Annotated in this window: 23 protein-coding genes; 15 read left to right on the top strand and 8 right to left on the bottom strand. The window is 74.1% G+C overall.

Going from position 1 to position 22936, the window contains the following annotated elements:
* Window positions 1–7: 7 nt before the first annotated feature.
* The gene (locus tag ACGFMP_RS26530) at window positions 8–529 is read right to left on the bottom strand and encodes a MarR family winged helix-turn-helix transcriptional regulator (RefSeq protein WP_393675500.1); all 522 of its coding nucleotides are present in this window, start codon (window positions 527–529) and stop codon (window positions 8–10) included.
* A 104-nt stretch (window positions 530–633) separates the two neighbouring features.
* On the opposite strand from ACGFMP_RS26530, the gene ACGFMP_RS26525 reads away from it, so the two are divergent.
* From ACGFMP_RS26525 to ACGFMP_RS26505, 5 genes are all read left to right on the top strand, one after another.
* Window positions 634–1185, top strand: coding sequence for a YceI family protein (locus ACGFMP_RS26525; RefSeq protein ID WP_393675499.1), 552 nt, complete (start codon window positions 634–636; stop codon window positions 1183–1185).
* 236 nt (window positions 1186–1421) lie between these two features.
* A complete protein-coding gene (locus tag ACGFMP_RS26520) occupies window positions 1422–2132 on the top strand; it encodes a hypothetical protein (RefSeq protein ID WP_393675498.1) in 711 nt (236 codons plus the stop codon).
* 9 nt (window positions 2133–2141) lie between these two features.
* On the top strand, window positions 2142–4184 hold the full coding sequence (locus tag ACGFMP_RS26515) for an SPFH domain-containing protein (RefSeq protein ID WP_393675497.1): 2043 nt from the start codon (window positions 2142–2144) through the stop codon (window positions 4182–4184).
* A gap of 14 nt (window positions 4185–4198) precedes the next feature.
* Complete coding sequence (locus tag ACGFMP_RS26510) at window positions 4199–8935, top strand: DNA repair ATPase (RefSeq protein WP_393675496.1); 4737 nt, start codon at window positions 4199–4201, stop codon at window positions 8933–8935.
* Window positions 8936–9068: 133 nt separating this feature from the next.
* A complete protein-coding gene (locus ACGFMP_RS26505; RefSeq protein WP_393675495.1) occupies window positions 9069–9944 on the top strand; it encodes a hypothetical protein in 876 nt (291 codons plus the stop codon).
* Here ACGFMP_RS26505 and ACGFMP_RS26500 read toward each other — a convergent pair.
* Both ACGFMP_RS26500 and ACGFMP_RS26495 read right to left on the bottom strand, forming a co-directional pair.
* Window positions 9925–10560, bottom strand: coding sequence for a phosphatase PAP2 family protein (locus tag ACGFMP_RS26500; protein WP_393675494.1), 636 nt, complete (start codon window positions 10558–10560; stop codon window positions 9925–9927). The two genes, ACGFMP_RS26505 and ACGFMP_RS26500, sit on opposite strands and share 20 nt — an antisense overlap.
* Window positions 10557–11222 carry a DedA family protein gene (locus ACGFMP_RS26495; protein ID WP_393675493.1) on the bottom strand — a complete coding sequence of 222 codons (666 nt, stop codon included), beginning with the start codon at window positions 11220–11222 and terminating at the stop codon, window positions 10557–10559. Before ACGFMP_RS26495 ends, ACGFMP_RS26500 begins: the two co-directional genes overlap by 4 nt.
* A gap of 113 nt (window positions 11223–11335) precedes the next feature.
* Here ACGFMP_RS26495 and ACGFMP_RS26490 point away from each other — a divergent pair, with 113 nt between their 5' ends.
* From ACGFMP_RS26490 to ACGFMP_RS26465, 6 genes are all read left to right on the top strand, one after another.
* Window positions 11336–11797: a BlaI/MecI/CopY family transcriptional regulator gene (locus ACGFMP_RS26490; protein ID WP_393675492.1), complete on the top strand. Its 462-nt coding sequence runs from the start codon at window positions 11336–11338 to the stop codon at window positions 11795–11797.
* Window positions 11798–11927: 130 nt separating this feature from the next.
* Complete coding sequence (locus ACGFMP_RS26485; RefSeq protein WP_393675491.1) at window positions 11928–12845, top strand: M56 family metallopeptidase; 918 nt, start codon at window positions 11928–11930, stop codon at window positions 12843–12845.
* Window positions 12846–12961: 116 nt separating this feature from the next.
* Window positions 12962–13369, top strand: coding sequence for a YciI family protein (locus tag ACGFMP_RS26480; RefSeq protein WP_393675599.1), 408 nt, complete (start codon window positions 12962–12964; stop codon window positions 13367–13369).
* 68 nt (window positions 13370–13437) lie between these two features.
* Complete coding sequence (locus tag ACGFMP_RS26475; protein WP_393675598.1) at window positions 13438–14583, top strand: RNA polymerase sigma factor; 1146 nt, start codon at window positions 13438–13440, stop codon at window positions 14581–14583.
* A 185-nt stretch (window positions 14584–14768) separates the two neighbouring features.
* Complete coding sequence (locus tag ACGFMP_RS26470; protein WP_393675490.1) at window positions 14769–15782, top strand: DUF2786 domain-containing protein; 1014 nt, start codon at window positions 14769–14771, stop codon at window positions 15780–15782.
* A gap of 158 nt (window positions 15783–15940) precedes the next feature.
* Window positions 15941–16204 (top strand): hypothetical protein, encoded by a 264-nt coding sequence (locus ACGFMP_RS26465; protein WP_393675489.1) that lies wholly within the window; start codon window positions 15941–15943, stop codon window positions 16202–16204.
* Between the two features lie 46 nt (window positions 16205–16250).
* Here ACGFMP_RS26465 and ACGFMP_RS26460 read toward each other — a convergent pair whose 3' ends face one another.
* Entirely contained in the window at window positions 16251–16673 is a 423-nt protein-coding gene (locus tag ACGFMP_RS26460; RefSeq protein WP_393675488.1) for an ATP-binding protein, read from the bottom strand.
* 224 nt (window positions 16674–16897) lie between these two features.
* Between ACGFMP_RS26460 and ACGFMP_RS26455 the strand changes: the two genes are divergently transcribed.
* From ACGFMP_RS26455 to ACGFMP_RS26440, 4 genes are all read left to right on the top strand, one after another.
* A complete protein-coding gene (locus ACGFMP_RS26455; RefSeq protein ID WP_393675487.1) occupies window positions 16898–17737 on the top strand; it encodes a helix-turn-helix domain-containing protein in 840 nt (279 codons plus the stop codon).
* Window positions 17713–17931, top strand: a complete 219-nt coding sequence (locus ACGFMP_RS26450; protein ID WP_393675486.1) for a DUF397 domain-containing protein — start codon at window positions 17713–17715, stop codon at window positions 17929–17931. Before ACGFMP_RS26455 ends, ACGFMP_RS26450 begins: the two co-directional genes overlap by 25 nt.
* Before the next feature lie 99 nt (window positions 17932–18030).
* Window positions 18031–18234 carry a hypothetical protein gene (locus ACGFMP_RS26445; protein ID WP_393675485.1) on the top strand — a complete coding sequence of 68 codons (204 nt, stop codon included), beginning with the start codon at window positions 18031–18033 and terminating at the stop codon, window positions 18232–18234.
* Between the two features lie 158 nt (window positions 18235–18392).
* Window positions 18393–19454 (top strand): DUF3533 domain-containing protein, encoded by a 1062-nt coding sequence (locus ACGFMP_RS26440; protein WP_393675484.1) that lies wholly within the window; start codon window positions 18393–18395, stop codon window positions 19452–19454.
* A 22-nt stretch (window positions 19455–19476) separates the two neighbouring features.
* Here ACGFMP_RS26440 and ACGFMP_RS26435 read toward each other — a convergent pair whose 3' ends face one another.
* The 4 genes from ACGFMP_RS26435 to ACGFMP_RS26420 form a co-directional block, all read right to left on the bottom strand.
* Window positions 19477–20745, bottom strand: coding sequence for an APC family permease (locus ACGFMP_RS26435; RefSeq protein ID WP_393675483.1), 1269 nt, complete (start codon window positions 20743–20745; stop codon window positions 19477–19479).
* A 141-nt stretch (window positions 20746–20886) separates the two neighbouring features.
* Window positions 20887–21933 (bottom strand): rod shape-determining protein, encoded by a 1047-nt coding sequence (locus ACGFMP_RS26430; RefSeq protein WP_393675482.1) that lies wholly within the window; start codon window positions 21931–21933, stop codon window positions 20887–20889.
* Entirely contained in the window at window positions 21930–22400 is a 471-nt protein-coding gene (locus ACGFMP_RS26425) for a hypothetical protein (protein WP_393675481.1), read from the bottom strand. Before ACGFMP_RS26425 ends, ACGFMP_RS26430 begins: the two co-directional genes overlap by 4 nt.
* 286 nt (window positions 22401–22686) lie before the next feature.
* On the bottom strand, window positions 22687–22902 hold the full coding sequence (locus ACGFMP_RS26420; protein ID WP_393675480.1) for a dodecin: 216 nt from the start codon (window positions 22900–22902) through the stop codon (window positions 22687–22689).
* Between the last annotated feature and the right edge of the window lie 34 nt (window positions 22903–22936).

Genomic DNA, 22936 nt, shown 5'->3' with positions numbered 1-22936 from the left:
GGCCCGGTCAGCAGGCCTCGGCTCCCGTGGCGCCGGCCTCGGCGCTGTCGTCCTCCGCCCGTGCGGCCTCGCACTGCGTGCGCAGGCCCGCGCTGATCGCCAGCCCGATCTCCCGCAGGGTGGCCAGCTGCTCGGGTGTGAGGACGTCGAAGACGTGCTCGCGCACGGTCGTGACGTGCCCGGGGGCGGCCGCGGCCAGGGCCGCGTATCCCTCGTCGGTGAGCGCGCAGACCCAGCCCCGCCGGTCGCAGTCCGCGGGGCGGCGCTCGACCCAGCCGTTGCGCTCGAGCGCGGTGACCGCGTGCGAGAGGCGGCTGCGGGAAGAGAGCGAGGCGTCGGCGAGTTCACTCATCCGGAGGCGCCGGTGCGGTGCCTCCGAGAGGCGGACCAGGATCTCGTAGTACGCCATGGGCATGCCGGAGTCCTGCCGCATCTGCCGGTCTATGTGCGCGGCGAACGCGACACTGGCGGAAAGGTAGGCACGCCAGATCTCCTGCTCGTCCTCGCTCAGCCAGCGCACATCGTCCATTTGTTCAGTGTACTGCTGGTTGAACTCTCAACACCAGCGGGATATGGTGACTGAGCTTTCAATCACCACCAACCATTGATGGTTCCGTCCAAGGAGTATCCGCCATGAGCTCGCAGACCGCAGTGATCGACGGCTATGTCGCCGGTACGTGGACGATCGACACCGTGCACTCCGACGTGTCCTTCTACGTTCGTCACCTCGGCGTCTCCAAGGTCCGCGGCCACTTCGCGACCTTCGAGGGCACCATCGTCACCGGTGAGGACCCGCTCGACTCCTCCGTGAACGCGGTGATAAAGACCGCGTCGGTGAGCACCAACAACGAGACCCGCGACGGCCACGTCCGCAGCGCGGACTTCCTCGACGTCGAGAACTTCCCCGAGATGACCTTCGTCTCGACCGCGATCCGCCCGCAGACCTCCGAGCTCTTCGCGGTCGAGGGCGAGCTCACACTGCACGGCGTGACCAAGACCGTCGTCCTCACCCTGGAGCTGAACGGCTTCGGCAAGGGCTTCGACGGCAACGCCGTGGCCGGCTTCTCGGCCGCCACCGAGATCAGCAGGGGTGACTTCGGTGTCACCGGCGGCGCCGCCGGTGCCGCGGTCAGCGACAAGATCAAGATCGCGCTGGAGATCGAGGCGGGCCTCGCCCAGGCCTGACCCGAGCCCCGTCCCCGGCACCCGCCGGGGAGGTGCCCGGCGACATCCACGCCCCGCAGCCATCGGCCGCCCTCCGCGTCAGCACGCGGACGGCGGCCGACGGCGTTTCGGTTCCGGCACGAACCGGACGCGATCGGCCCGTGAACTCTGCCGGGAAACGGCAATGCCCGGCCTGCCCCCGTACTGCCACGATCACTGCGGCGGTCGAAGAGCCGGCAGGGGGAGGCGAACGGGGAATGGGGCAGTTCACCGATGTCGTCCTGGGCTTTCCGACCGTGGTGTTCACCGGGGGACTGGTGTCCGTGGTGGCCTTCTGGACCATCGTGCTCGTCGGCGGCGCCGACGCCCACGGTCCGTGGCACCACGGCGCCACCGGGGGACACGGGGGGAACGGGGGAGTGGGGGGAGGCAGCGGTCATGGCGTTCTCGGGGGGCGCCATGACCCGCTGTCCGCCGACCGCCACGGCGCGGGCGCCGGGGCACTGGCCGCCGCAGGACTCGGCGGCGTGCCCGTCACCGTGGTCCTCTCGCTGCTCATCGCCCTGTCCTGGTTCCTGACCCTCGCCGGTTCCGCCGCCCTCCGCGGCGCGGGCGCGCCTGCCGGGCCGCTGCGCCTGCTGCTGCAGCTCGCCGTGGCAGGCGCCGCGCTGGTCGGCGCCTGGTCCGGGACCTGGCTGCTGGTCCGCCCGCTGCGCCGCCTCTTCCCCGACGTCAGGCCGCCCTCCCGGGAGGACTTCGTCGGCCGGCTGTGCGTGATCCGCACCGGCCGCGTCACCGCCGGATTCGGACAGGCCGAGGTCGCCGCGCCGGACGGTTCGAGCGCGGTGGTGCAGGTGCGGCAGACCGGCGAGGACACCTTCACCTCCGGCAGCTCCGCGCTGCTCTATGCCTACGACCCGGACGGCGAGTTCTTCTGGGTCGCACCTTTCGACACCTTCACCACCTGAGGATCCGCCATGGATGCCACTGCCATCGGGATCGGTGTGCTCGTCGCCGTTCTCGCGCTCATCGCACTCGGAGTGCTCTTCACCGTCAGCCGGCTCTTCCGGAAGGTCGAGCAGGGCCAGGCGCTGATCATCTCCCGCACCCGGCAGGTGGACGTCACCTTCACCGGGTCCGTCGTCCTGCCGGTGCTGCACAACGCCGAGCTGATGGACATCTCGGTCAAGACCATCGAGATCCAGCGGACCGGGCGCGAGGGTCTGATCTGTCAGGACAACATCCGAGCGGACATCCACCTCACCTTCTTCGTCCGTGTCAACAAGACCAAGGAGGACGTGGTGAAGGTCGCGCAGGCGATCGGCACCGAGCGGGCCAGCCACCAGGCCACGCTTCAGGCGCTGTTCAGCGCCAAGTTCTCCGAAGCGCTCAAGACCGTGGGCAAGCAGCTGGACTTCGTCGACCTCTACACCCACCGCGAGCACTTCCGCGACCAGATCATCCAGGTCATCGGTACCGACCTCAACGGCTACCACCTGGAGGACTGCGCGATCGACTTCCTGGAACAGACCCCGCTCACCCAGCTGGACCCGGCCAACATCCTCGACGCGCAGGGCATCAGGAAGATCACCGAGCTGACCGCGATCGAGCATGTGCGGACCAACGAGTTCCAGCGCACCGAGCAGAAGGAGATCACCCGGCAGAACGTCGACGCCCGGGAGACCATCCTGGAACTCGAACGCCGGCAGGCCGAGGCCGAGATCAAGCAGCGCCGCGAGGTCGAGACGCTGCGGGCCAAGGAGGAGGCGGTGACCGCCCGGGTCCAGGAGGAGGAGCGGCTCGGCGCCCAGGGCGCGTTCCTGCGCACCGAGGAGCACCTCGGGGTGCAGCGCGAGAACCAGGCGCGGGAGATCGCGGTGGCCCAGAAGAACCGCGAGCGGGTCATCGCGGTGGAGAACGAGCGCATCGAGAAGGACCGGGTGCTCGAAGTCATCGCCAGGGAGCGGGAGACGGAGCTGGCCAGGATCTCCAAGGAGAAGGAGGTCGAGGGCGAGCGCCGGGAGGTCGCCGACGTCGTACGCGAGCGCATCGCGGTGGACCGCACGGTCGCCGAGCAGGAGGAGTCCATCAAGGCCCTGCGAATGGTGCAGGAGGCCGAGCGGGAGCGGCAGGCACTCATCATCACCGCGGAGGCGCAGGCGCAGGAACAGCTGGTCAAGGACATCAAGGCGGCCGAGGCGGCCGAGCAGGCGGCGCAGCACAAGGCCCGCGAGGCGCTGACCATGGCCGAGGCGCGCAAGGCCGCCTCCGAGCTGGACGCGGCGGCCAAGATCCGGCTGGCCGAGGGCGTGCGGGCCGAGGCGGCCGCGGCCGGGCTGGCCGAGGTCGAGGTGCACGAGCGCAGCGCCGAGGCGATCAGCAAGGTCGGCCTGGCGGAGGCCGAAGCGACCACCGCCAGGCTCAGGGCCGAGGCGGAGGGCGTCAGGGCCAAGGCGCTCGCGCAGGCCGAGGGCACCACCGCGCAGGCCGCCGCCGAGTCCGCGCTGATCGGCGGCCGGCTCAAGGCGGAGGCGGCGGGCCTGACCGAGAAGGCGGCGGCGATGGCGGCACTGGACGACGCCTCGCGCGGCCACGAGGAGTACCGGCTGCGGCTGGCGGCCGAGAAGGACGTACGCCTCGCGGGACTGGAGACGCAGCGGCAGATCGCCGAGGCGCAGGCGACCGTGCTCGCCACCGGTCTCGAGAAGGCCGACATCCAGATCGTCGGCGGCGACACCGTCTTCTTCGACCGGCTGCTCGGCGCGGTCGCGGCGGGCCGCAGCGTGGACTCCTTCGTCGGCAGCTCGCAGACCGTCCAGGCGCTGGGCGCCGACTGGCTGGACGGGTCGGGGCGCTTCACCGAGGACGCCACCAAGGTGCTCAGCGCCCTGGCCGCGGGCAACGGCGGCGCCGGCGGCAACGGCAACGCGGCGACCGTACTGGCCGCGCTGCTCGGGCAGATCCAGGACCGGAAAGCCCCGCTGGCCGCCGCACCGGCCAACGGCCACGCCAAGAAGTGAGCGGGCGGCACACGATGAACGACCCGGAGGGGCAGGGCGGGGACCGGCTCGACGCCGATGCCTACGACGTGCTGCGGGACCGGCTCGCCGGCGCGGCCCGGGAGCTGGCCGAGCGCGCCGAGGAGCTGAACACCGCCAGGCAGGAGGTCTTCGGCGGCGGCGAGCTGCGGCTCGCGGGCACCGAGCGGCTGGGCACCGAGCGGCCCTCGCTGCCCGCGGACGTCGCACCCGCCGCCGGGCGGCTGCTCTTCGCGGCGAACCCGGCCCGCGTCGCCGACGTCGGCGACGTCTTCCGGCTGCGAGACGGCGACGAGCCGGTGCCGGGCCTGCTGGACGACCCGCAATTCGTGCGGGACTTCCGGGAGCTCCACCGCTACTACCGGCAGACCCGGCTGCTGCGGCTGCGGGCGCTTGAAGGGCGGCTGCTCGCGGTCTTCCGCACCGGGCCCTCGGCCGCCGACGTCAAGGCGCTCGGCTGGCGCGTCGAGGCCGACGGCGGCCACGTCTACCAGGGCACCGCCCGGGACACCGCGGAGGCGGACGGCGGCGCCTACGCCGTGCAGTGGGCGCCCGCGGGACGCGAGGCCCACGTCCCCGGGCGCCGCCCGCATCTGGCGCTCGGCGGCGTCACCGTCGACCCCACCGGCGGCACCCTGACGATCACCGTCGGCGGCACCGTCCACGAGGAGCCGGTCGACGACGCCCTCCAGTCGCTCGCCGACGCCGAGGTCGAACACGCCTCGGTGGAACCGCTGCTGCTGCTCCGCGTCCGCCCCTACCACGAGGACGCCGACCGCTACTTCGCCGTCAACACCCGCACCGAGCAGGTCGAACGGCTCGACGCCATCGGCCAGGCGTGCCTGCGGCTGCCCGACGAGCAGGGCGTGATCTTTCCCGGCGGCTACGCGCTGGCCACCGGCGGCACCCGCACCTTCGACCTCGGGACCGGCGGTGTGCGGCTGGACTTCGAACGCCTCGTCCGGTCCGCCAACGGCGAGGACGTGCTCTACGTCTTCCACGCCGAGGGCCGCAGGCTGCTGCTGCCGTACAACCTGATCCGCAAGGAGGTCGCGGCCCCGCTGACCGTCCAGGGCTGCGCGCTCTACGACGACGGCACGCTGCTCACGCTGCGCCCGGCCGACGGCGGGGAACCGGCCAGGGTGCACACCCTCCAGCGCTGGCGGACCCCCTTCGTCTCCGACACCTGGGCCGCGAGCCGGGCCGCGGGGGACGGGCCGCTGGCCAGGATCGGCAACGCCGACCTGGTGCGGGCCGTCTCCGACGCGCTGTCGGTGGCACGCGCCGCCCTGGAGACCGCACCCGGCGCCGCCGTCTACGAGGCGCTGGCCGCCTCCTGCGACCGGGTGCTCGACCGCCACCACTGGCTCACCGAGACCGGCGGCCTGGCCGCGCCGCTCACCCGGGTCCGCGACACCGCCCGCGACGTGCTCACCGAATACGCCCGGGTGCGCGAGGCCACCGCCCGCGCCACGCGGGCCGTGGACGAGACCGCGGCCCGCGTCGCCGCCCTCGTCCGCCGGGTCCGCGGCGAGGCGGCGGCGGGCGCGGCGGAGTGGGTCACCCGGCTCACAGAACTGCGCGGGGCGCAGGGCCGGCTGGCCACCCTGCGCGAGATGCGCTACGCCGACCTCGACCGGCTCGACACCCTCGGTGACGCCCTGGCCGGCGACCTGGCGGACGCCGCCGCCAGGGCCGCCGGCTGCTTCGCCGACGAGCACGCCTTCGACGGCTTCCGCGAGCGGGCCGCGGAGCTCGCCGCGGCCGCCGCCGCGCTGGAGACCGCCGCGGGCGGCGACGCGGTCACCGCGGACCTCGACGACCTGGCCGCGGGCCTCGGCACCGTCACCGAGACCGCCGCCACCCTGGAGATCGCCGACGCGACTGTACGCACCCGCATCCTGGCCTCGGCCGCGGACGTGCTCGGCGCGGTCAACCGGGCCCGTGCCCTGCTCGACGCGCGCCGTCGCGAACTGCTCGGCGCCGAGTCCGCCGCCGAATTCGCCGCCGAGAGCGCCCTGCTGGCGCAGAGCGTCAGCGGGGCGCTGGCCGCCGCGGACACCCCGGAGGCGTGCGACCTGCACCTGGGCCGGCTGCTCGTCCAGGTGGAGAACCTGACCACCCGCTTCGCCGCCGACGGCGAGCGCCTTGCCGCGCTGGCCGAGCGCCGCGACGAGATCCAGCAGACACTGACCGCCCGCAAGCAGGCGCTCGCCGACGAACGCGCCCGGCGCGCGGGCAGGTTGGCCGCCTCGGCGGACCGCATCCTCGACGTCGTCCGCCGCAGGGCCGCGGAGCTGTCGTCCGCCGACGACGTCAGCACCTACTTCGCCGCCGACCCGATGGCCGCGGAACACCGCCGTATCGCCGCCGAGTTGCACACCCTGGGCGACCCGGCCCGCGCGGCGGAAGCGGCCGCGGCGCTGGCCGCCGCCCGGCAGGACACCGCCCGCGCCCTGCGCGACCGCCAGGACCTCTACGAGGACGGCGGCGCCGCGATCCGGCTGGGCCGGCACCGCTTCGCCGTCAACACCCAGCCCTTCGACCTGGCTCTCGTACCGCAGGGCGACGGACTCGCCTTCACCATCACCGGCACGGACTACCTCGCGCCGGTGGCCGATCCGGCCTTCGCCGCGACCCGCGCCTTCTGGACCCGCCCCCTGGTGTCGGAGACCCCGGGGCTCTACCGCTCGGAGTACCTGGCGGCGACCCTCCTGCTCGACGCGCTGCCCGTCCCCGATACCGCCGCGGCCGCGCTGCCGGGGACCGCGGCCACCGGCGCATCCGGTGACCGCGCCTCAGGGGCGGCCCTGGTGCCCGGCTCCCTGTGGAGCCTCGCCGACCCGGCCGCCCTCGTGCGGCAGGCCGCGGAGCTGCGGGTCGACGAGGGCTACCAGCGGGGTGTGCACGACCACGACGCCGCGCTGCTGCTCACCGCGCTCGCCTCGATCGCGCCCGGCGCCGGGCTGCTGCGGTATCCGCCGGCGGTCAGGGCGGCCGCGCAGCTCTTCTGGGCGCACGGCACCGCTCCGGCGGCCCGCGCGTCCTGGACGACCAGGGCGCGCTCCCTGACCCGCGCCGCCGCCTTCGCCGCCACGGCCCCTGGCGCGGCCCCGGCCAGCGGTGGAGTGCCGGGAGGGCGGGCGGCGTTGGGCGCCCTCGGGGAGGAGATCGGGGTGGCAGCGGGGGACTTCATCGGGGCCGCCGGGCTCGAGGGGATGGACGTCGACCGCGGGCTCGTCGGCGAGTACCTGGTGGCGGAACTCGCCGACGAGCGGCCCGGGTTCGTCGCGGGGCAGGCCGCGGACGACATCGGGCGGCGGTTCGCCGCGGCGCTCGGCGGCACCGACGGGGTGCCGTACAAGGAGGTGGCCGGCGAACTCGACGCGCTCGGCGGCGACCTGGCCGCCCGCTGGCAGCTCGCCCTCGGCTGGCTCGGGCCGTTCGCCGGGGAGCACGGTGACCAGCTGGAGACGGCCACCGCGCTGGTGTGCGGACCGGACGCCGTACGGTACGCGGCCGGCGGCCCCGCCGAGGCCACGGTGGACGGCCTGCTCGGCGCCCACCCGCGGGTGGTGCGGGGGCGGTTGTCCCTGCGGCTCGACGAACTCCTCACCCGGGTGCGGCGGTTCCGTACGGAGGAGGTGCCCGCCTACCGCGCCTACCAGCGCCACCGCACCTCCGTGGTCGCCGCCGAGCGCGACCGGCTCGGGCTGGCCGCCTACTGCCCGCGCCCGCTCACCGGCTTCGTCCGCAACCGGCTGATCGACGAGGTCTACCTGCCGCTCGTCGGCGACAGCCTCGCCAAGCAGTTCGGCACCGCGGGCGGCCTGCTGATGCTGCTGTCGCCACCCGGATACGGCAAGACGACCCTGGTCGAATACGTCGCCGCCCGCCTCGGCCTCGCCCTGGTCACCGTCTCGGGACCGGCGCTCGGCACCGGCACGACCTCGCTCGACCCGGGCCGGGCGCCCGACGCCACCGCACGCCGCGAGGTCGAGAAGCTCGGGTTCGCGCTGGACCTCGGCTCCAACGTCCTGCTCCACCTGGACGACATCCAGCACACCTCGCCCGAACTCCTCCAGAAATTCATCCCGTTGTGCGACGCGCAGCGACGCATCGAGGGCGCGGGCGGCACCTACTCGCTGCGCGGGAAGCGGTTCGCCGTCTGCATGTCGGGCAACCCCTACACCGAGTCGGGCCGGCTCTTCCGGGTGCCCGACATGCTCGCCAACCGGGCCGATGTCTGGAATCTCGGCGATGTCCTGACCGGCCGCGAGGACGTCTTCGCGCTCAGCTACGTGGAGAACGCGCTCACCGCCAATCCGGTGCTCGCGCCGCTCGCCGGGCGCGAGCGGTCGGAGCTGGAGCTGCTGCTCCGGCTCGCCGCCGCCGACCCGACCGCCCGCGCGGACGCGCTCACCCACCCCTACCAGGGGGACGAACTGGCCTCGATCACCGCGGTGCTGCGGCACGCGCTGCACGTACGGCGGGTGCTGCTCGCCGTCAACGCCGCCTACATCGCCTCCGCTGTGGAAGGCGGTGAGCCCTTCCAGCTCCAGGGCTCCTACCGGGACATGGGGCGGCTCACCGGGCGCCTGCACCCCTCTTTGACGTCGGCGGACGTCGATGCGCTCATCACGGACCACTACCGGGCGGAGGCGCACACGCTGGCCGCCCGCGGGGGTGCGGCGCTGCACCGCCTGGCCGCGATCCGCGCCGCCCTGGTGTGAGCGCCGGGTGCGGCGGCCGTACGCCCTCCGGCGGGGCCCGGTACGGGAGAGGGCACCCTGAGCACCCCCGACGTTCACGCGGGGAACGCGCCCCGGCCACCCCCCGCTCACCCGCCGGCGGAACCGTTTTGGCATGGCCACTTCTTCTCCGGCCCGTCGCGCGCGCACCGCCGCCGCGGCCGGCCTCGCCGTCTCCTTCACCGTCTCACTCGCCGTCTTCGGCTCCACGACTCCGGCCTTCGCCGACTCGAACGCCAAGCCGACCTACGAGGTGAAGATCGATCTGACCACGTCCGCGCTGGACGCCTCGCACGCCCCGCTCGCGGCGGTCAAGGCGGCCTTCGGCATCAGTGGCTCCGCCAAGGCGCGCTCCTACGAGTACTTCGACACCGCCGCGCTGGGCCTGAACGCCCAGGGCTGGGACGTCCGGCTGCGTCACAAGTCGGGCTCGGACTTCGAGGAGACCTACAAGAAGCGCTACCCGATCACCGGCGGCGACATCGACGCGGCACTCGACCAGGCGAACGACGAGGGCTTCGACAGCAGCGACACCAACTACGGGGCCGAGGTGGACTGGGGCTACTCCAAGCAGACGCTGAGCTTCAGCAACGACAAGAGCCACAGCGGCAGCGGCTACTCCGGCACCTCGATGCCGTCCGCCGGTACGGGCAGGTCGTGGGTGGTCGGCGAGATCCCCGGCAAGCTGGAGGACTGGAACAGCAAGAACTGGGGCTCCGACACCCTGAAGGCCTCCGTCGCCCAGGGGCCGGTGACCTCGCAGGTCTGGTCGGGTGCGTGGGAGTCGTCCGACGACGCGAGTATCGAGGTGCTGCCGGTGAAGGCCGCGAGCGGGACCGGCACCGAGTACGTCGTCGAGGTGTCGTTCAAGGTCGACGACCACGACGACGCCGCGCAGCTGCACGCCGACGCGATCTCGGTGGCCGACGCGCACGGCTGGCTGTACCACGGCGACATCCTCAAGACCCAGCTCATCCTCGACCGCTACTGAGGTCCTGGGCCGGCTGCGGCCCGCCGCCGGCGCCGCTGCTCACCAGCGCCTTCCACCTCGTCTCGCGCAGGCGCACCACCACCGGTGCCGCCCGCCGCGAGGCGAGGGCCAGCGGCCAGGCCACCAGGCCGCCCAGCACCAGCGCGGCCAGCACGTCGTGGGGGTAGTGCACCCCGATCCACACCCGTGACAGCCCCATGAGCAGGGCGAGCGGCAGGGCGTAGCGCCCGATCCGCCGTGCGGACAGCAGCAGGGCGACCGCCGCTGCGGCGGCGATGGCGGAATGGTTGCTGGGGAAGGCGTAGTCACCGAGCGGCGGGCAGGTCTCCACCGTCACCGTGTGCAGCGTCCTGCACGGCCGCTGCTCGGCGAAGGCCGACTTCACCGCGTCGTTGACGAGGAAGACGGCGACGACGACGAGCGGCAGGCACAGCGCCGCGGCCATCCGGGCGGCGTCCGCGGGCCTGGCGCGCCACCACACCACGACCATCAGGGCGGCGAAGACGCCGAGCCCGTAGTCGCTGAAGAGGCGGACGGCGTCGTCGAGGGGATGCGGTGTGCGCTGGGCGAGGTCGGTGACCCACCGGTAGAGGCCCGCGTCGAATTGCGAGGTCACAGGCCCTCCGGTGAGTCGGCCGCGGAGTCGCGGCGGCGGCCGCGTACGACTTCGACGGCGAGCGGCGCCAGCGAGAGCACGACGATGACGGCCACGATCGGCAGCAGGTAGGTGTCGACGTGCGGGATCGACGAGCCGAGGCCGTAGCCGCCGAGGACGAGGCCGACGGTCCAGACGGCGCCGCCGAGCACCTGCCAGAGGGTGAAGGTGCGCGCGGGTACTCCGAGCGCGCCGGCCAGCGGGTTCAGCACGGTGCGGACCACGGGGACGAAGCGGGCCAGGACGACGGCCTTGGCGTGGCCGTAGCGTTCCAGCAGCTCGCGGGCGCGTTCCGTGCCCTGGTGGATCTTGCGGTTCCTGGTCCTCGCCAGCAGGGCGGGCCCGCCGCGCCGCCCGATGGCGTATCCGGTCTGCGCTCCGAGCAGCGCCCCGGCCAGGGCGGCGACGAGCACCTGCCACAGGGAGAGGTGCACCACATCGGACGCACCGGACACGCTGAGCAGGCCCGCGGTGAAGAGGAGGGAGTCACCGGGCAGGAAAAAACCGATGAGCAGCCCGGTTTCGGCGAACATGACGACGGCGATGCCGACGGCTCCGAAGGAGGACAGCAGCGACGTCGCGTCGAGGACGTTCACGGCCTGGTTCAGCGCGGGCAGGGGCATGGCGGTGGGGCCCTCCCATAATGGGTCCGGGGGCGCGGTGCGGCACCCCTTCCGACTACAGTTCTGTAGTCGGTCTACAGAACTGTAGACGAATGAGCGGGAAGGAGCGATCCATGACGGACGCCAGTGCGTCGGCCCGCCGACCTTCGGGCGAGCTGGAGGCGAGCGTGCTCGCTGCGCTGTGGGCGGCGAACGGCCGGGCGCTCACCCCCGCCGACGTGCAGCGGGACCTGGTCGCCGCCCTCGGTGCCGACCTCGCACGCACCACGGTCACCACCATCCTCGCCCGCCTCCACGACAAGGGATCCGTCAGCCGCACCCGGGCGGGCCGCGGCTACGCCTACCTCCCCGCCCAGGACCCGCCGGGCCTCGCCGCCCGCCGCATGCGCACCGAGCTGGACAAGTCGGACGAAGGCCTGCGCGGCACGGTCCTGGCCCGCTTCGTATCCGAGCTGGACCCGGACGACGAACGCCTGCTGCGGGAGCTGCTGGCGCAGGTGCCGCAGGACGAGCCCGCCGGCGGCTTCCCCACCCCTCCGGCCGACCCCCCGCACCCCGGGGGTCCGCACTCATGAACCCCGCGGACACGTTCCCCCCGGCAGCCCGGCCGACCCGGGCCGCCGGCCCGGCTGCCGCCGGCGTCGCTCGCGCCGGGCGCCCGGTCGGCGCCGGTGCAGGCCGCGCCCACCGCGGAGGTGGGGGCCGGTGAACTACGCGGTCTGGGTCCCCCTGCTGCTTCCCCTGCTGGCCGCGCCCGCCGCGAGGCGCCTGGCCGAGGCGCTGCCGCCGCGCACCGCGGCCTGGCTGCTCGCCGGCTCCGCTGTGGCGCTCGCCTCGTGCAGCACGGCCGCGCTCGCGCTGCTCGCCGGGGCCGGTGCGCTGCGGCTGCCGCCGGTGGCCGCACTCGGCCACCTCGTGCTGCCCGTCGTCGGCGACCAGGTGACGGTGCCGGCCGCCTGCGCCGCCGCGGTCCTGCTTGCCGCGGTCGGCGCCGCGCTGGTCCACGCCGCACGCCGGCACATCGTGCTGGCCGCCCGTGCCCGCCGGGCCGTGGCCGCGTCAGGTACGGCGGCCGGCGACCTCACCGTCCTGGACGAGGACGGCCCCGACGCGTACGCCCTCCCCGGGCGGCCCGGGCGGATCGTCGTCACCACGGGCATGCTCAGGGCGCTCGACCCCGCGGAACGCGAGGTGCTGCTCGCCCACGAGCGCGCCCACCTCACCGGCCGCCACCACCTCTTCCTCACCGCCCTCGCCCTGTCCTGCGCGGGCCACCCGGCGCTGCGGGTACTGCGCGGCCCCCTGTCCTACGCGCTCGAACGCTGGGCCGACGAGACCGCCGCCGCGGCGGTGGGCGACCGCCGGGTGGCCGCCCGCGCCATCGGCAGAGCGGCGCTTGCCACCCGCCCGGCGGGCCGCCGCCCCCTCGCGGCGCTGTCGGCGACGACGGGGCCCGTACCGCGCCGCGTCGCCGCCCTCCTCCGCCCGCACCCCTCCCGCGCCCCCCGCACGGTCGCGGCGGCCCTCGCCTGCTGCCTCGCCCTGTCGGCGGCCTGCGCCCTGGAGGCGGCCCACGACCTGCACGGGTCGATCGAGGTGGCCCAGGCCGAGCGCGCCGGCTGACCGTCGGGGAAATTTCCTCAGGGAAAGTTCGGCGGCCATGTCGAGAAGCCGTGCCCGGCTCCGTCCCAGAGGTGAAGGCGGCCACAATGGGCCGCACCGGCACCGAGGAGAACACCATGGCGAAGTACCTGCTGCTGAAGCACTACCGGGGCGCCCCGTCCGCGGTCAACGACATCCCCATGGACCGGTGGACGCAGGACGAGATCTCGGCGCACATCCAGTACATGCGCGACTTCGCGGCCCGGCTGGAGACGACCGGCGAGTACGTCGACGGCCAGGCGCTCAGCCCCGAGGGGACCTTCGTCCGCTACGACGGCGAGGGCCGCCCGCCGGTCACCGACGGACCGTTCGCCGAGACCAAGGACCTCATCGCCGGCTGGATGGTGATCGACGTCGACACCTACGAGCGCGCCGTCGAGCTGGCCGGGGAGCTGTCGGCCGCCCCCGGGGCGGGCGGGAGGCCCATCCACGAGTGGCTCGAGCTGCGCCCGTTCCTGACCGAGTCGCACACCACCGCGGAGTGATGGCCCCGGTGAGCGGGCGGCCCGCGGCGACCCCTTCCCCGGGGTCCGCCGCGGCCCCCGGGCCCGCGATGGACGAGGTCCTGCTGCGCAGCCTCACGCCGGGCGTGCTCGCCGTCCTCGTCCGCCGCGGAGCCGATTTCGCGGCGGCCGAGGACGCGGTGCAGGAGGCGCTGATCGAGGCCGTCCGCCTCTGGCCCGACGACATGCCGCGCGACCCCAAGGGCTGGCTGGTCACGGTGGCGTGGCGCCGCTTCCTCGACGCGACCCGGGCGGACACCGCGCGCCGACGGCGGGAGGACCGCGTCGAGGAGGAGCCGCCGCCGGGCCCCGCGCCCTCCGCCGACGACACGCTCCAGCTCTACTTCCTGTGCGCCCACCCGTCCCTGACGCCGTCGTCGGCGGTCGCGCTCACCCTGCGCGCCGTCGGCGGGCTGACCACCCGCCAGATCGCGGAGGCGTACCTCGTACCCGAGGCGACCATGGCGCAGCGCATCAGCCGCGCCAAGCGCACCGTCTCAGGGGTGCGGTTCGACCAGCCCGGCGACGTCGCCACCGTGCTGCGCGTCCTCTATCTGGTCTTCAACGAGGGCTACTCGGGCGACGTCGACCTCGCCGCCGAGTCCATCCGGCTCACCCGGCAGCTCGCCGCCGCGATCGACCACCCCGAGGTGGCGGGCCTGCTCGCCCTGATGCTGCTGCACCACGCCCGGCACACCACCAGGATCGCGCCCGACGGCAGCCTGGTACCGCTCGCCGAGCAGGACCGCCGCCGGTGGGACACCCGGATGATCGCCGAGGGCGTCGCGATCCTCCAGGCCGCTCTCGCCCGCGACCGGCTGGGCGAATTCCAGGCCCAGGCCGCCGTGGCGGCGCTCCACGCCGACGCGCTCACCGCGGAGGAGACCGACTGGGTGCAGATCGTCGAGTGGTACGACGAGCTGGTACGCCTCACCGACAGCCCGGTCGTCCGCCTCAACCGGGCGGTCGCCGTCGGCGAGGCGGACGGCCCGCGGGCCGGCCTCGCTGCGCTGGCCGCCCTGCACGACACCCTTCCCCGCCACACGGCGGTGGCGGCCTACCTCCACGAGCGCGACGGCGACCTCGCGACGGCGGCGCGCCTCTACGCGGAGGCGGCCCACCGGGCCCCCAACCTCGCCGAGCGCACCCACCTCACCCGCCAGGCCGCCCGACTCAACGCCGTCCTGCACCCCTGAAGGGCCGGTTGGCAGCCCCGGCGGCACCCCCGAGGGCGGTGCGCCCGGTTCACGGCCCGCCCGCGCGCCCGCGCGGTGCCGGGCCACCCCGCAGCACGGCGGGCACCCCCACCGCGGCCGGGCCGGACGGCGGCCACGGCGGCACCGCGACGGGGTGACCCGTCCCGGCCAGGGACAATGGGACGGTGGAAGACACCTTCGCCGCCGCCCTGGCCCGCGCCGTCCGCGGCGGCCCCGACGACATGGACGCCGCCGCGTCCGTGCTCGCCGCCGCCGCGGACTGGGACGCGGTGGCCCGGCGCGGCGCTGAGGACGTCGTACGGGACTGCGCCCGGCGCGGCTGGCAGCCGCAGGACCTGGTGCGGATGGCCGGGCGCGAGCTTGACCCTGCGCACCGGCGGCTGGCCGAGGCACTTCCCGGGCCGGGCCTTGCCGACTTCGCCAGGGCCGAACGCCTCGACCGCTTCTCCGCCGCGGCCGCCTGCGTCGAGCTGCTGTCCCTGTACGCCCGCCTCCCCGCGATCCCCGCCCTGACCAGCACGCCCCCGGAAGAGGCGGCGCCGCCGAAGATGCTCGCCCGGATCCGGGCCCTGCTGGCGAAGGCGGAGTCGACCGGCTACCCGGACGAGGCGGAAGCCCTGTCGGCCAAGGCCCAGCACCTGATGGCCCGGCACAGCATCGACGCCGCGCTGCTGGCCGCGTCGCACGAGGGCGGGGCCACCGCGGGAGCCCGCCGCATCGGCGTCGAGCGGCCGTACGAGGGTGCGAAGGCGCTGCTGCTGGACGCCGTCGCGGCGGCGAACCGCTGCCAGTCCGTCTGGTCCTCAGAACTCGGCTTCTCGACGGTCGTCGGCCACGCCCCCGACCTCGACGCGGTCGAACTCCTCTACACCTCCCTCCTGGTCCAGGCCGACCGCGCACTGACCCGCGGCCGTACGTCGCGCTCCCGCGACTTCCGCGAGTCCTTCCTGATCGCGTACGCCTCCCGCATCCGCAACCGCCTGCTCACGGCGACGGCGGAGGAGGAATCCGCGGCCCCGCCCCCCGATCTCCTCCCGGCCCTGGCCTCCCGCGCCCTGGCGGTCGAGGACACCACCCGCCGCCTCTTCCCCACCACGACGACCTCCCGGCTGAAGGCCCGGGACGCCGACGGCTGGCAGCACGGCGAGGACGCGGCCGACAGCGCGCGCCTTCGGTAGGCCTCCGCCCCTCCCGGCCCCCGGGACACGTGCATCGGCCGGGCCCGCTTCCCTCTCGCGGGTGAAGCTGGGCGTTCGTCGGCGGCACGGGGCGCGCGGCAGTGGAAGTCATGGAACGAGCGGCCACCGACGGCCGCCGTCCCGAGAGGAAACCCCCCATGCGCATGAGTGCCGTCCTGGCTGCCGCGGGCATCGTTGCCGCCGCCACGCTTACCGCCGCCGTCCCCGCGTCGGCCGACCCGATCGGGAACCAGCTCGGAGCCATTCCGCTCATCAGCCAGAACAACGGCACGAACGCGGGGCCGATCAACAACCACGGCCTGAGCGACGCCGGCACCTTCGCCTCCGACCTCACCGGCCGGTCGGAGGGCGCCGCCGTCAACCAGCTGAAGGTGGTCGACGTCCCTGACGTGACCAGCTGACACCGCGTCATGGGCCGTTGCGCCGCGGCCGGTCCAGGCGTGCGGACTACGCAGGCAGGCCGGTGCAGACGGCCCAGACCACCTTGCCGGGGCCGTCGCGGTGCGTGACGCCCCACCGCTGGGCGGTCAGGGCGTCCACGAGCGCCAGTCCGCGGCCCCGCTCGGCGTCCGAGGGCGCCGGGCGAAGGGTCGGCGCACCCTCCGCCAGGGGTACGGAATCATGCACCTCGATCCGTACCCCGCCGGGTACGGGGAGGATGCTCACGCCGGTGCGGCGGCCCGGCGCGGTGGCGTGCCGGTAGGCGTTGGTCATCAGCTCGGTGAGGACGAGACCCGCGACGGGGGCCAGGTCGGCGAGCTCCCACCGGGCGAGTCGGCGTTCCAGGGAGTGGCGGGCCTGGTGGACGCCGCGCGGTGTGGCGGGCCACAGGATCTGTGCCGGAAGGTGGGGACGGGTCGGGGTCGCCATCGGAGGAAGCCGCCTCTGCGTGATCGGATTCTGACGTTCTGTACGTAAGACTGCTGGCCGCGACCTACGATCGACAGAGCTGGGGCATTGCCCCCTCCAACCGGCACATCGCCGTGCCGCCTGCCCGTGCCGGTCACGCTCCGCACGCAGGTGGCCGGGCCGACTGCCGGGTCGACCGGGCGCTTGCCCGGACGCGAGGCAAGGGAAGCGGGTGCGTACTTCGCATGATCGGCAACGGGGATGAGAGTCTGTCGGCTCGCGCGACCTTTCGTGGCGAGCTACTACGGCAACGGGTACACAACGGGTGGACCCTCGCCGAGCTGTCCGAGCGGACCAGATACGACGGCTCTTACCTGCAACGGCTGGAGACGGGTGGACGCTTGGGGTCGATCGACGCCGCCCGCGTGCTCGACCGCACGTATGGCACCGGTGAACTCCTCCACAATCTATGGCGGCTGGCCAAGCGGGAGGCGGGTGCGAGCCGCTTCGCCGGGTTCGGCGAGGCCGAGGCCGAGGCCACCGGCATCCACGAGTTCAGCGTGAGTACGGTGCCGGGGCTGTTGCAGACGCCCGGGTACGCGGAGGCCCTGCTGCGCATGGAGGGACCGGCGAGTGAGCAGGTGCTGGCGCAGCAGGTCCAGGCCCGGATAGCCCGGCAGGACCGGCTCACCGGTTCCGGGGCCCTGCAATACCGGGGGCTGCTCGACGAGTCGGCGATCCGGCGCCCGGTCGCCGACCGGCAGGTGTGGGCCGATCAGCTGGCGCGGCTGATCCAGGCCGCCAGGGAGCCCAACATTTCCTTGCAGATCGTGCCGTTCGGGATCGGCCCGCATCCCCTGGTCATGAGCTCGGTGCAGCTTCTGTGGCTTCCCAGTGGGAGAACCGTCGCCTATATCGAGGGCAGTTGGAGTGGCCAACTGGTGCAGGAAATCGAGGACGTGGAGCGGCTTCGCCTGTCCTACGATCTGCTGAGGGACTCCGCACTCTCGACCGCTGACTCCCTCGCACTGTTGGCGACCATGCTGGAGGACCACACGTCATGCCCGACTCCGCATCAGACCTGAGCATCGCCTCGTGGCGTAAGTCGTCCTACAGCGGGGGTACGAACCCCGACAGCTGCATCGAGGTCGCCGACGGCTTCCCCGGTGTGGTCCCGGTGCGCGACTCCAAGGACCCCGGGGGCCCCGCACTCGTCTTCCCCGCAGCCAGCTGGGCCGCGTTCGTCGCCGATGTGAAGGCGGCACGCTTCCCGGGCTGACCGGCTTCCGGTGACAATGGTGGGCTCGCCGCGCCCGTCCGGGGCGCGGACGGCGCGGGGCGGGCTGTCCGCGTGCGGGCCGGACCAAGGGGGGACGCCATGGCGAAGGTGACGATCAGCCTGGACAGTGATCTGGCGATCGAGGTCATGCTGCTGGCCGGCACGAGGAGTCCGCAGGACGCGGTCGAGCTGATCGTCCGGGACTACCTGGCGCGTGGCCACCGCACCGAGGCGCGTACCGGCGACACCGCCGACGGGCATCGCGTCGCCGACCGGCGCTCGGCGCCGGAAGAAGGCCGATGAGCGCGGCGGAAGGCACCCAGCGGTTCGCACCCGCGCGGGGCCACCTCGTCTGAAGTGCTCCGATCGGGCGTGAGCCCTTGCGGGTGGCGGCCTCGCCTGGACGTCGGCAAGTGCTTGTATGGTCACTCAGCGCTGTCGATCAACCGCGTGGAGTCGCCATGGCCTCGCCGTCGTCACCCTCGGAATTCCGGCCGTCCAAGGGATTCCGGCAGGAGGTGAAGGACGCGGTGACCCCGCGGGCCTCGCTCCTGCTGCTCGGGGTGCTGATTCTCGAACTGGCCTTCGTCGTCTCCTACATCGGCGCCTTCCACTCGCCGAAGCCGGACGGTGTCCGGGTGGCCGTGGTGGCCCCCGGCCAGACGGTGGCGGGGGTGGTCGGGAAGCTCAACGCCCTGCCCGGCAGACCCCTGTCGGCACGGGCGGTGGCCACCGCGGCCCAGGCGCGGACCCAGGTGCTCGAACGCAACGTGGAGGCGGCGCTCCTGGTCGGGCCGACTCCGGGGACCGACCGGCTGCTGGTGGCCTCCGCCGCTGGGCCCGCGGCGGTGCAGTCGTTGCAGGTGGTCTTCCGGAAGGTGGAGGGGCCGCGCCGCACCGTGACGATCACCGACCTGCGGCCGCCCAACCCCGCGGACGGGCGGGGCCTGAGCAGCTTCTACCTGGTCGTGGGCGTGATCGTCGGCGGGTATCTCGGATCCGCCGCGCTGGCCATGTCGTTCGGCGCGCGGCCGGCGAACCCGCACCGTACGGCCATCCGGCTGGGGGCGCTGGCCGTGCTCTCCGTACTGTCCGGGCTCGGCGGCGCGATCATCGCCGACACCGTCTTCGACGCGCTGCCCGGGCACTTCGTGGCGCTGTGGTGGATCTCGACCCTGATCACCTTCGCGACGGCGGCGGGCGGAATGGCTTTCCAGGTGCTTCTGGGGCCGGCCGGGATCGCCCTGTCGGTGCTGATCTTCGTGGTGCTGGGTAATCCGAGCGCGGGCGGGGTGTTCCCGGCGTCGCTGCTGCCGCCTTTCTGGCGGGACCTCGGGCCCGCGCTCCCGAACGGCGCCGGGGTGACACTCGTGCGCAACTACTCCTACTTCGGCGGGAACAGCACGGCCACCGCCTGGTGGGTGCTGTCCCTGTGGGTGGTCGGCGGCGTGCTGGTCAGCTTCGTGGGCCGCCCGGCGCTGCTGGCGAGGCAACGGGCGGCCCGGGACGCCGAAGCGGCGTGACGGCGGGCCGGGGCACGCGGGCTCAGACCCGGCCTCCTGCCCACCTCCGTACCGCGTACAGCCCCGCCCCCACCGCCGTCACCGCGAGGCCGGCCAGCACGGACGCGGCCGGCAGGCTCGCGCCGAGCGCCGCGCAGCCCAGGACGCCGACCACCGGGACCACGAGGGGCGGGCGGTGCTCCGCGGGGGCCAGGCGCAGGGCGCTTGCGTTGGCGATGGCGTAGTAGAGCAGCACGCCGAAGGAGGAGAAGCCGATGGCGCCCCGCAGGTCGGTGGTCGCGGCCAGCACGGTGGCGGCGGCGCCGACGGCGAGTTCGGCGCGGACCGGGGCGCCCGCGCTGAGGGTGGCCAGCGGGTGCGGGAGGTGGCGGTCGCGCGACATGGCCAGGGTCGTACGCGACACGCCGAGCAGCAGCGCGAGCAGCGACCCCAGCGCGGCGACGGCGGCGCCCGCACGGGCCACGGGCGCGAGGCCGGGCACGCCCGCGGCGCGCACGGCGTCGGCCAGCGGGGCGGGGGAGTGGGCGAGGACGGTGGGGCCGAGGACCGCGAGCAGGGTCACGGCGACGGCCGCGTAGACCGCGAGCGTGATGCCCAGCGCCAGCGGGATGGCGCGGGGGATCGTACGGGCCGGGTCCCGCACCTCCTCGCCGAGGGTCGCGATGCGGGCGTAACCGGCGAACGCGAAGAAGAGCAGGCCCGCCGCCTGGAGGAGGCCGTGCGCGGAGCTGCCGGTGCCGGTCGCGGTGAGGCGGTCCGCGGCGGCGTGGCCACTGGTGAGCCCCGCGGCCACGCAGGCGGCCAGCACGGCGAGGGTCAGCGCGACGATCAGCCGGGTCAGCCAGGCGGATTTGCGCACGCCGAGGCAGTTCACCGCGGTCAGGCCCACGACGGCGGCGACGGCGAGGGCGCGGGCGTGGCCCGGCCAGGCGTAGTGGCCGACGGTCAGTGCCATCGCCGCGCAGGAGGCCGTCTTGCCCGCGACGAAGCTCCAGCCGGCCAGGTAGCCCCAGAAGGGGCCGAGGCGTTCGCGCCCGTAGACGTAGGTGCCGCCGGATTCGGGGTGGCGGGCGGCCAGCCGGGCGGAGGAGGTGGCGTTGCAGTACGCCACCACCGCCGCGAGGCCGAGCGCCCCGAGCAGGGCGCCGCCGGCCCCCGCGGCGCCGGCGGCCGGGCCGAACGCCCCGAAGACGCCCGCGCCGATCATCGCGCCGAGCCCGACCACGACGGCGTCGCCGACGCCCAGCCCGCGGACCATCCCGCCCGCTTCCGTACCTGTCACGGGCGGCATGGTGCCATGCCCAGGTGACGCCGAGGTGCCAGCCGCCCGCCGCCCCCCCGGACCGCCGCCCCCGAGCACCCGCCCACCCGGGCTGGCGCGGCGGCAGGCCGAGGGGGCCCCGGCGGGTGCCGGGGCCCCCTCGGTGGTGGGTCAGACGGTCAGCGGGTCCAGGAGGAGGGGGCGGACGCGGCCCTCGATCATCGCGCCCAGGCCCTGGACGGCGACGACGTCCGGGCGCTCGGCGACGTGGACGGGCATGCCGGTGGCCTGGCGGAGCATCAGGTCGAGGCCCGGCATGAGGGCCGAGCCGCCGGCCAGCATGATGCCGCGGTCGCCGAGGTCGGCGACCAGGTCGGGCGGGCAGCTCCGCAGTACCGCGGTGATCGCGTCCACCACGGCGGTCAGCGGGGTGCGCATCGCGTGGCGCACCCCCTCGGTCTCGACCAGCACGGAGCGGGCCATCCCGCTGGCCACGTCCCTGCCGTGCACCTCGGTGGTGGGGGTGCCGCCGGTCGCGGGGGCGCCGAGCATCTGGTGCAGGGGGCGTACGGACTGGCTGGGCAGCATCAGCTCGTGCGCGTTGCGCAGGTGCTGCACAACCGCCCGGTCGATGGCGTCGCCGCCGACCGGCACGGTCTCCGCCGACACGATCGAGCCGAGGGACAGGACGGCCACCTGGGTGGTGCCCGCCCCGCACACCACGATCATGGTGGCCTCTGGGTGCTCCACGGGCAGCCCGCAGCCCACCGCGGCGGCGATCAGCGTGTCCACCAGCTCGACCCGGCGCGCGCCGAGCCCGTACATCGTCTCGACGGCGGCCCTGCGGGCGATCGGCTCGCTGCCGTGCGGGGTGCACACCGCGGCCCGCAGCATCGGCATCCGCAGCCTGCGGCGGCCGAGCTTGTCGCCGAGTACGTGCCGCAGCATCCGCTGGGCCATCGCGATGTCCACGACGGCACCGCCGGCGACCGGCCGGGCGACCCTGATGTGCTCGGGGGTGCGGCCCGCCATCTGCTCGGCGTGCGCGCCGACCGCGATGAGCGCGCCGGTGCGGATGTCGACCGCGACCACGCTGGGCTCGTCGGCGACCAGGCCGCTGCCGCGCAGGAAGACCCGGGTGCGCGCGGCGCCCAGGTCGACGGCGACCGTGCAGCGGCGCAGCTGGTCGAGCGTGGGGTTCGAGGGTGCGCCGATCACAGCGTGCCTCCCGACTGGTGGCTGTGGCGCGGGTGGTAGGTGGCCAGCGACCAGATCACGAAGGTGTCGATCCCGATCATGATCAGCGACCAGACGGGCTGGTAGGGCAGGAACATGAAGTTCGCGATCATGCTGAGCGAGGCGATGCCGATGCCCGCGTACCGCGCCCAGCCCGCGCCCCGGAGCAGGCCCGCGCCGATGAGCACCGCGATGACGCCGAGGACGAGGTGGATCCAGCCCCACGCGGTCACGTTGAAGTTGTAGGCGTAGCCGCCCCTGGTGACGATGTAGACCGAGTCCCTGGCGATGCCGACGATGCCTTCGAGGACCGCCAGGACGCCGCTGACCAGCAGCAGGATCCCCGCGAAGATCGTGCCGCTCGCCGCCCAGGCGTTGCGGCCGTCGTCGTGCCGGGAGGGCCCTGGCCTCCCTGTCGGAGGCTGCGGGGAGGGTGTGGATTGACTCATGGCGGCTCCCGGGGTCCTGGTCGGACGGCGGGAAGGGTGCGAACCCCGACAAAACCCGCCTTGAGGACAACATGATCTGACGACAAGTCGGACAATGCGAGCAGGACTGGGCCGTATGGCGTGCGCCATGCGAGGGTTTCGAGCCGCGAGGCGGCCATACGGGCCGTGCCGGCGGGGCCGCCGGCGCGGCGCTGCGGGCCGCCGGTGGGGGTCGGCGGTGTCGGCCGCCGGTGCGGGCCGGCGGTGTGCTCTTCGGTGCCGCGGGGTGACCGCGGCCGGTGCCGGACTACTCCGCGGGCTCCAGGCGGAAGCCGACCTTGAGACCCACCTGGTAGTGCTTGATCTCGCCGTCCTCGATGTGCCCGCGCACCTGCGTCACCTCGAACCAGTCGAGCTCGCGCAGCGTCTGCGACGCACGCCTGATGCCGTTGCGGACGGCGGCGTCGAAGCCTTCCTGCGAGGTGCCGACGATCTCCGTCACCCGGTAGGTGTGCTCGGCCATGGCGGACTGCCCTTCACTTGGGGTCGGGGTGCTC

The organism is Streptomyces sp. NPDC049040 (genome assembly GCF_043197715.1).
GTDB lineage: Bacteria > Actinomycetota > Actinomycetes > Streptomycetales > Streptomycetaceae > Actinacidiphila.
This window is presented reverse-complemented; position numbering and strand designations above follow the sequence as displayed.

Excerpts from the sequence above, each read along its gene's own strand:
- ACGFMP_RS26525 (WP_393675499.1), top strand. The coding sequence starts at position 634 with ATGAGCTCGCAGACCGCAGTGATCGACGGCTATGTCGCCGGTACGTGG.
- ACGFMP_RS26520 (WP_393675498.1), top strand. The coding sequence starts at position 1,422 with ATGGGGCAGTTCACCGATGTCGTCCTGGGCTTTCCGACCGTGGTGTTC.
- ACGFMP_RS26510 (WP_393675496.1), top strand. The coding sequence starts at position 4,199 with ATGAACGACCCGGAGGGGCAGGGCGGGGACCGGCTCGACGCCGATGCC.
- ACGFMP_RS26465 (WP_393675489.1), top strand. The coding sequence starts at position 15,941 with ATGCGCATGAGTGCCGTCCTGGCTGCCGCGGGCATCGTTGCCGCCGCC.
- ACGFMP_RS26495 (WP_393675493.1), bottom strand. The coding sequence starts at position 11,222 with ATGCCCCTGCCCGCGCTGAACCAGGCCGTGAACGTCCTCGACGCGACG.
- ACGFMP_RS26505 (WP_393675495.1), top strand. The coding sequence starts at position 9,069 with ATGGCCACTTCTTCTCCGGCCCGTCGCGCGCGCACCGCCGCCGCGGCC.
- ACGFMP_RS26450 (WP_393675486.1), top strand. The coding sequence starts at position 17,713 with ATGCCCGACTCCGCATCAGACCTGAGCATCGCCTCGTGGCGTAAGTCG.
- ACGFMP_RS26460 (WP_393675488.1), bottom strand. The coding sequence starts at position 16,673 with ATGGCGACCCCGACCCGTCCCCACCTTCCGGCACAGATCCTGTGGCCC.
- ACGFMP_RS26445 (WP_393675485.1), top strand. The coding sequence starts at position 18,031 with ATGGCGAAGGTGACGATCAGCCTGGACAGTGATCTGGCGATCGAGGTC.
- ACGFMP_RS26515 (WP_393675497.1), top strand. The coding sequence starts at position 2,142 with ATGGATGCCACTGCCATCGGGATCGGTGTGCTCGTCGCCGTTCTCGCG.
- ACGFMP_RS26425 (WP_393675481.1), bottom strand. The coding sequence starts at position 22,400 with ATGAGTCAATCCACACCCTCCCCGCAGCCTCCGACAGGGAGGCCAGGG.
- ACGFMP_RS26475 (WP_393675598.1), top strand. The coding sequence starts at position 13,438 with ATGGACGAGGTCCTGCTGCGCAGCCTCACGCCGGGCGTGCTCGCCGTC.
- ACGFMP_RS26455 (WP_393675487.1), top strand. The coding sequence starts at position 16,898 with ATGATCGGCAACGGGGATGAGAGTCTGTCGGCTCGCGCGACCTTTCGT.
- ACGFMP_RS26490 (WP_393675492.1), top strand. The coding sequence starts at position 11,336 with ATGACGGACGCCAGTGCGTCGGCCCGCCGACCTTCGGGCGAGCTGGAG.
- ACGFMP_RS26420 (WP_393675480.1), bottom strand. The coding sequence starts at position 22,902 with ATGGCCGAGCACACCTACCGGGTGACGGAGATCGTCGGCACCTCGCAG.
- ACGFMP_RS26480 (WP_393675599.1), top strand. The coding sequence starts at position 12,962 with ATGGCGAAGTACCTGCTGCTGAAGCACTACCGGGGCGCCCCGTCCGCG.
- ACGFMP_RS26530 (WP_393675500.1), bottom strand. The coding sequence starts at position 529 with ATGGACGATGTGCGCTGGCTGAGCGAGGACGAGCAGGAGATCTGGCGT.
- ACGFMP_RS26435 (WP_393675483.1), bottom strand. The coding sequence starts at position 20,745 with ATGCCGCCCGTGACAGGTACGGAAGCGGGCGGGATGGTCCGCGGGCTG.
- ACGFMP_RS26440 (WP_393675484.1), top strand. The coding sequence starts at position 18,393 with ATGGCCTCGCCGTCGTCACCCTCGGAATTCCGGCCGTCCAAGGGATTC.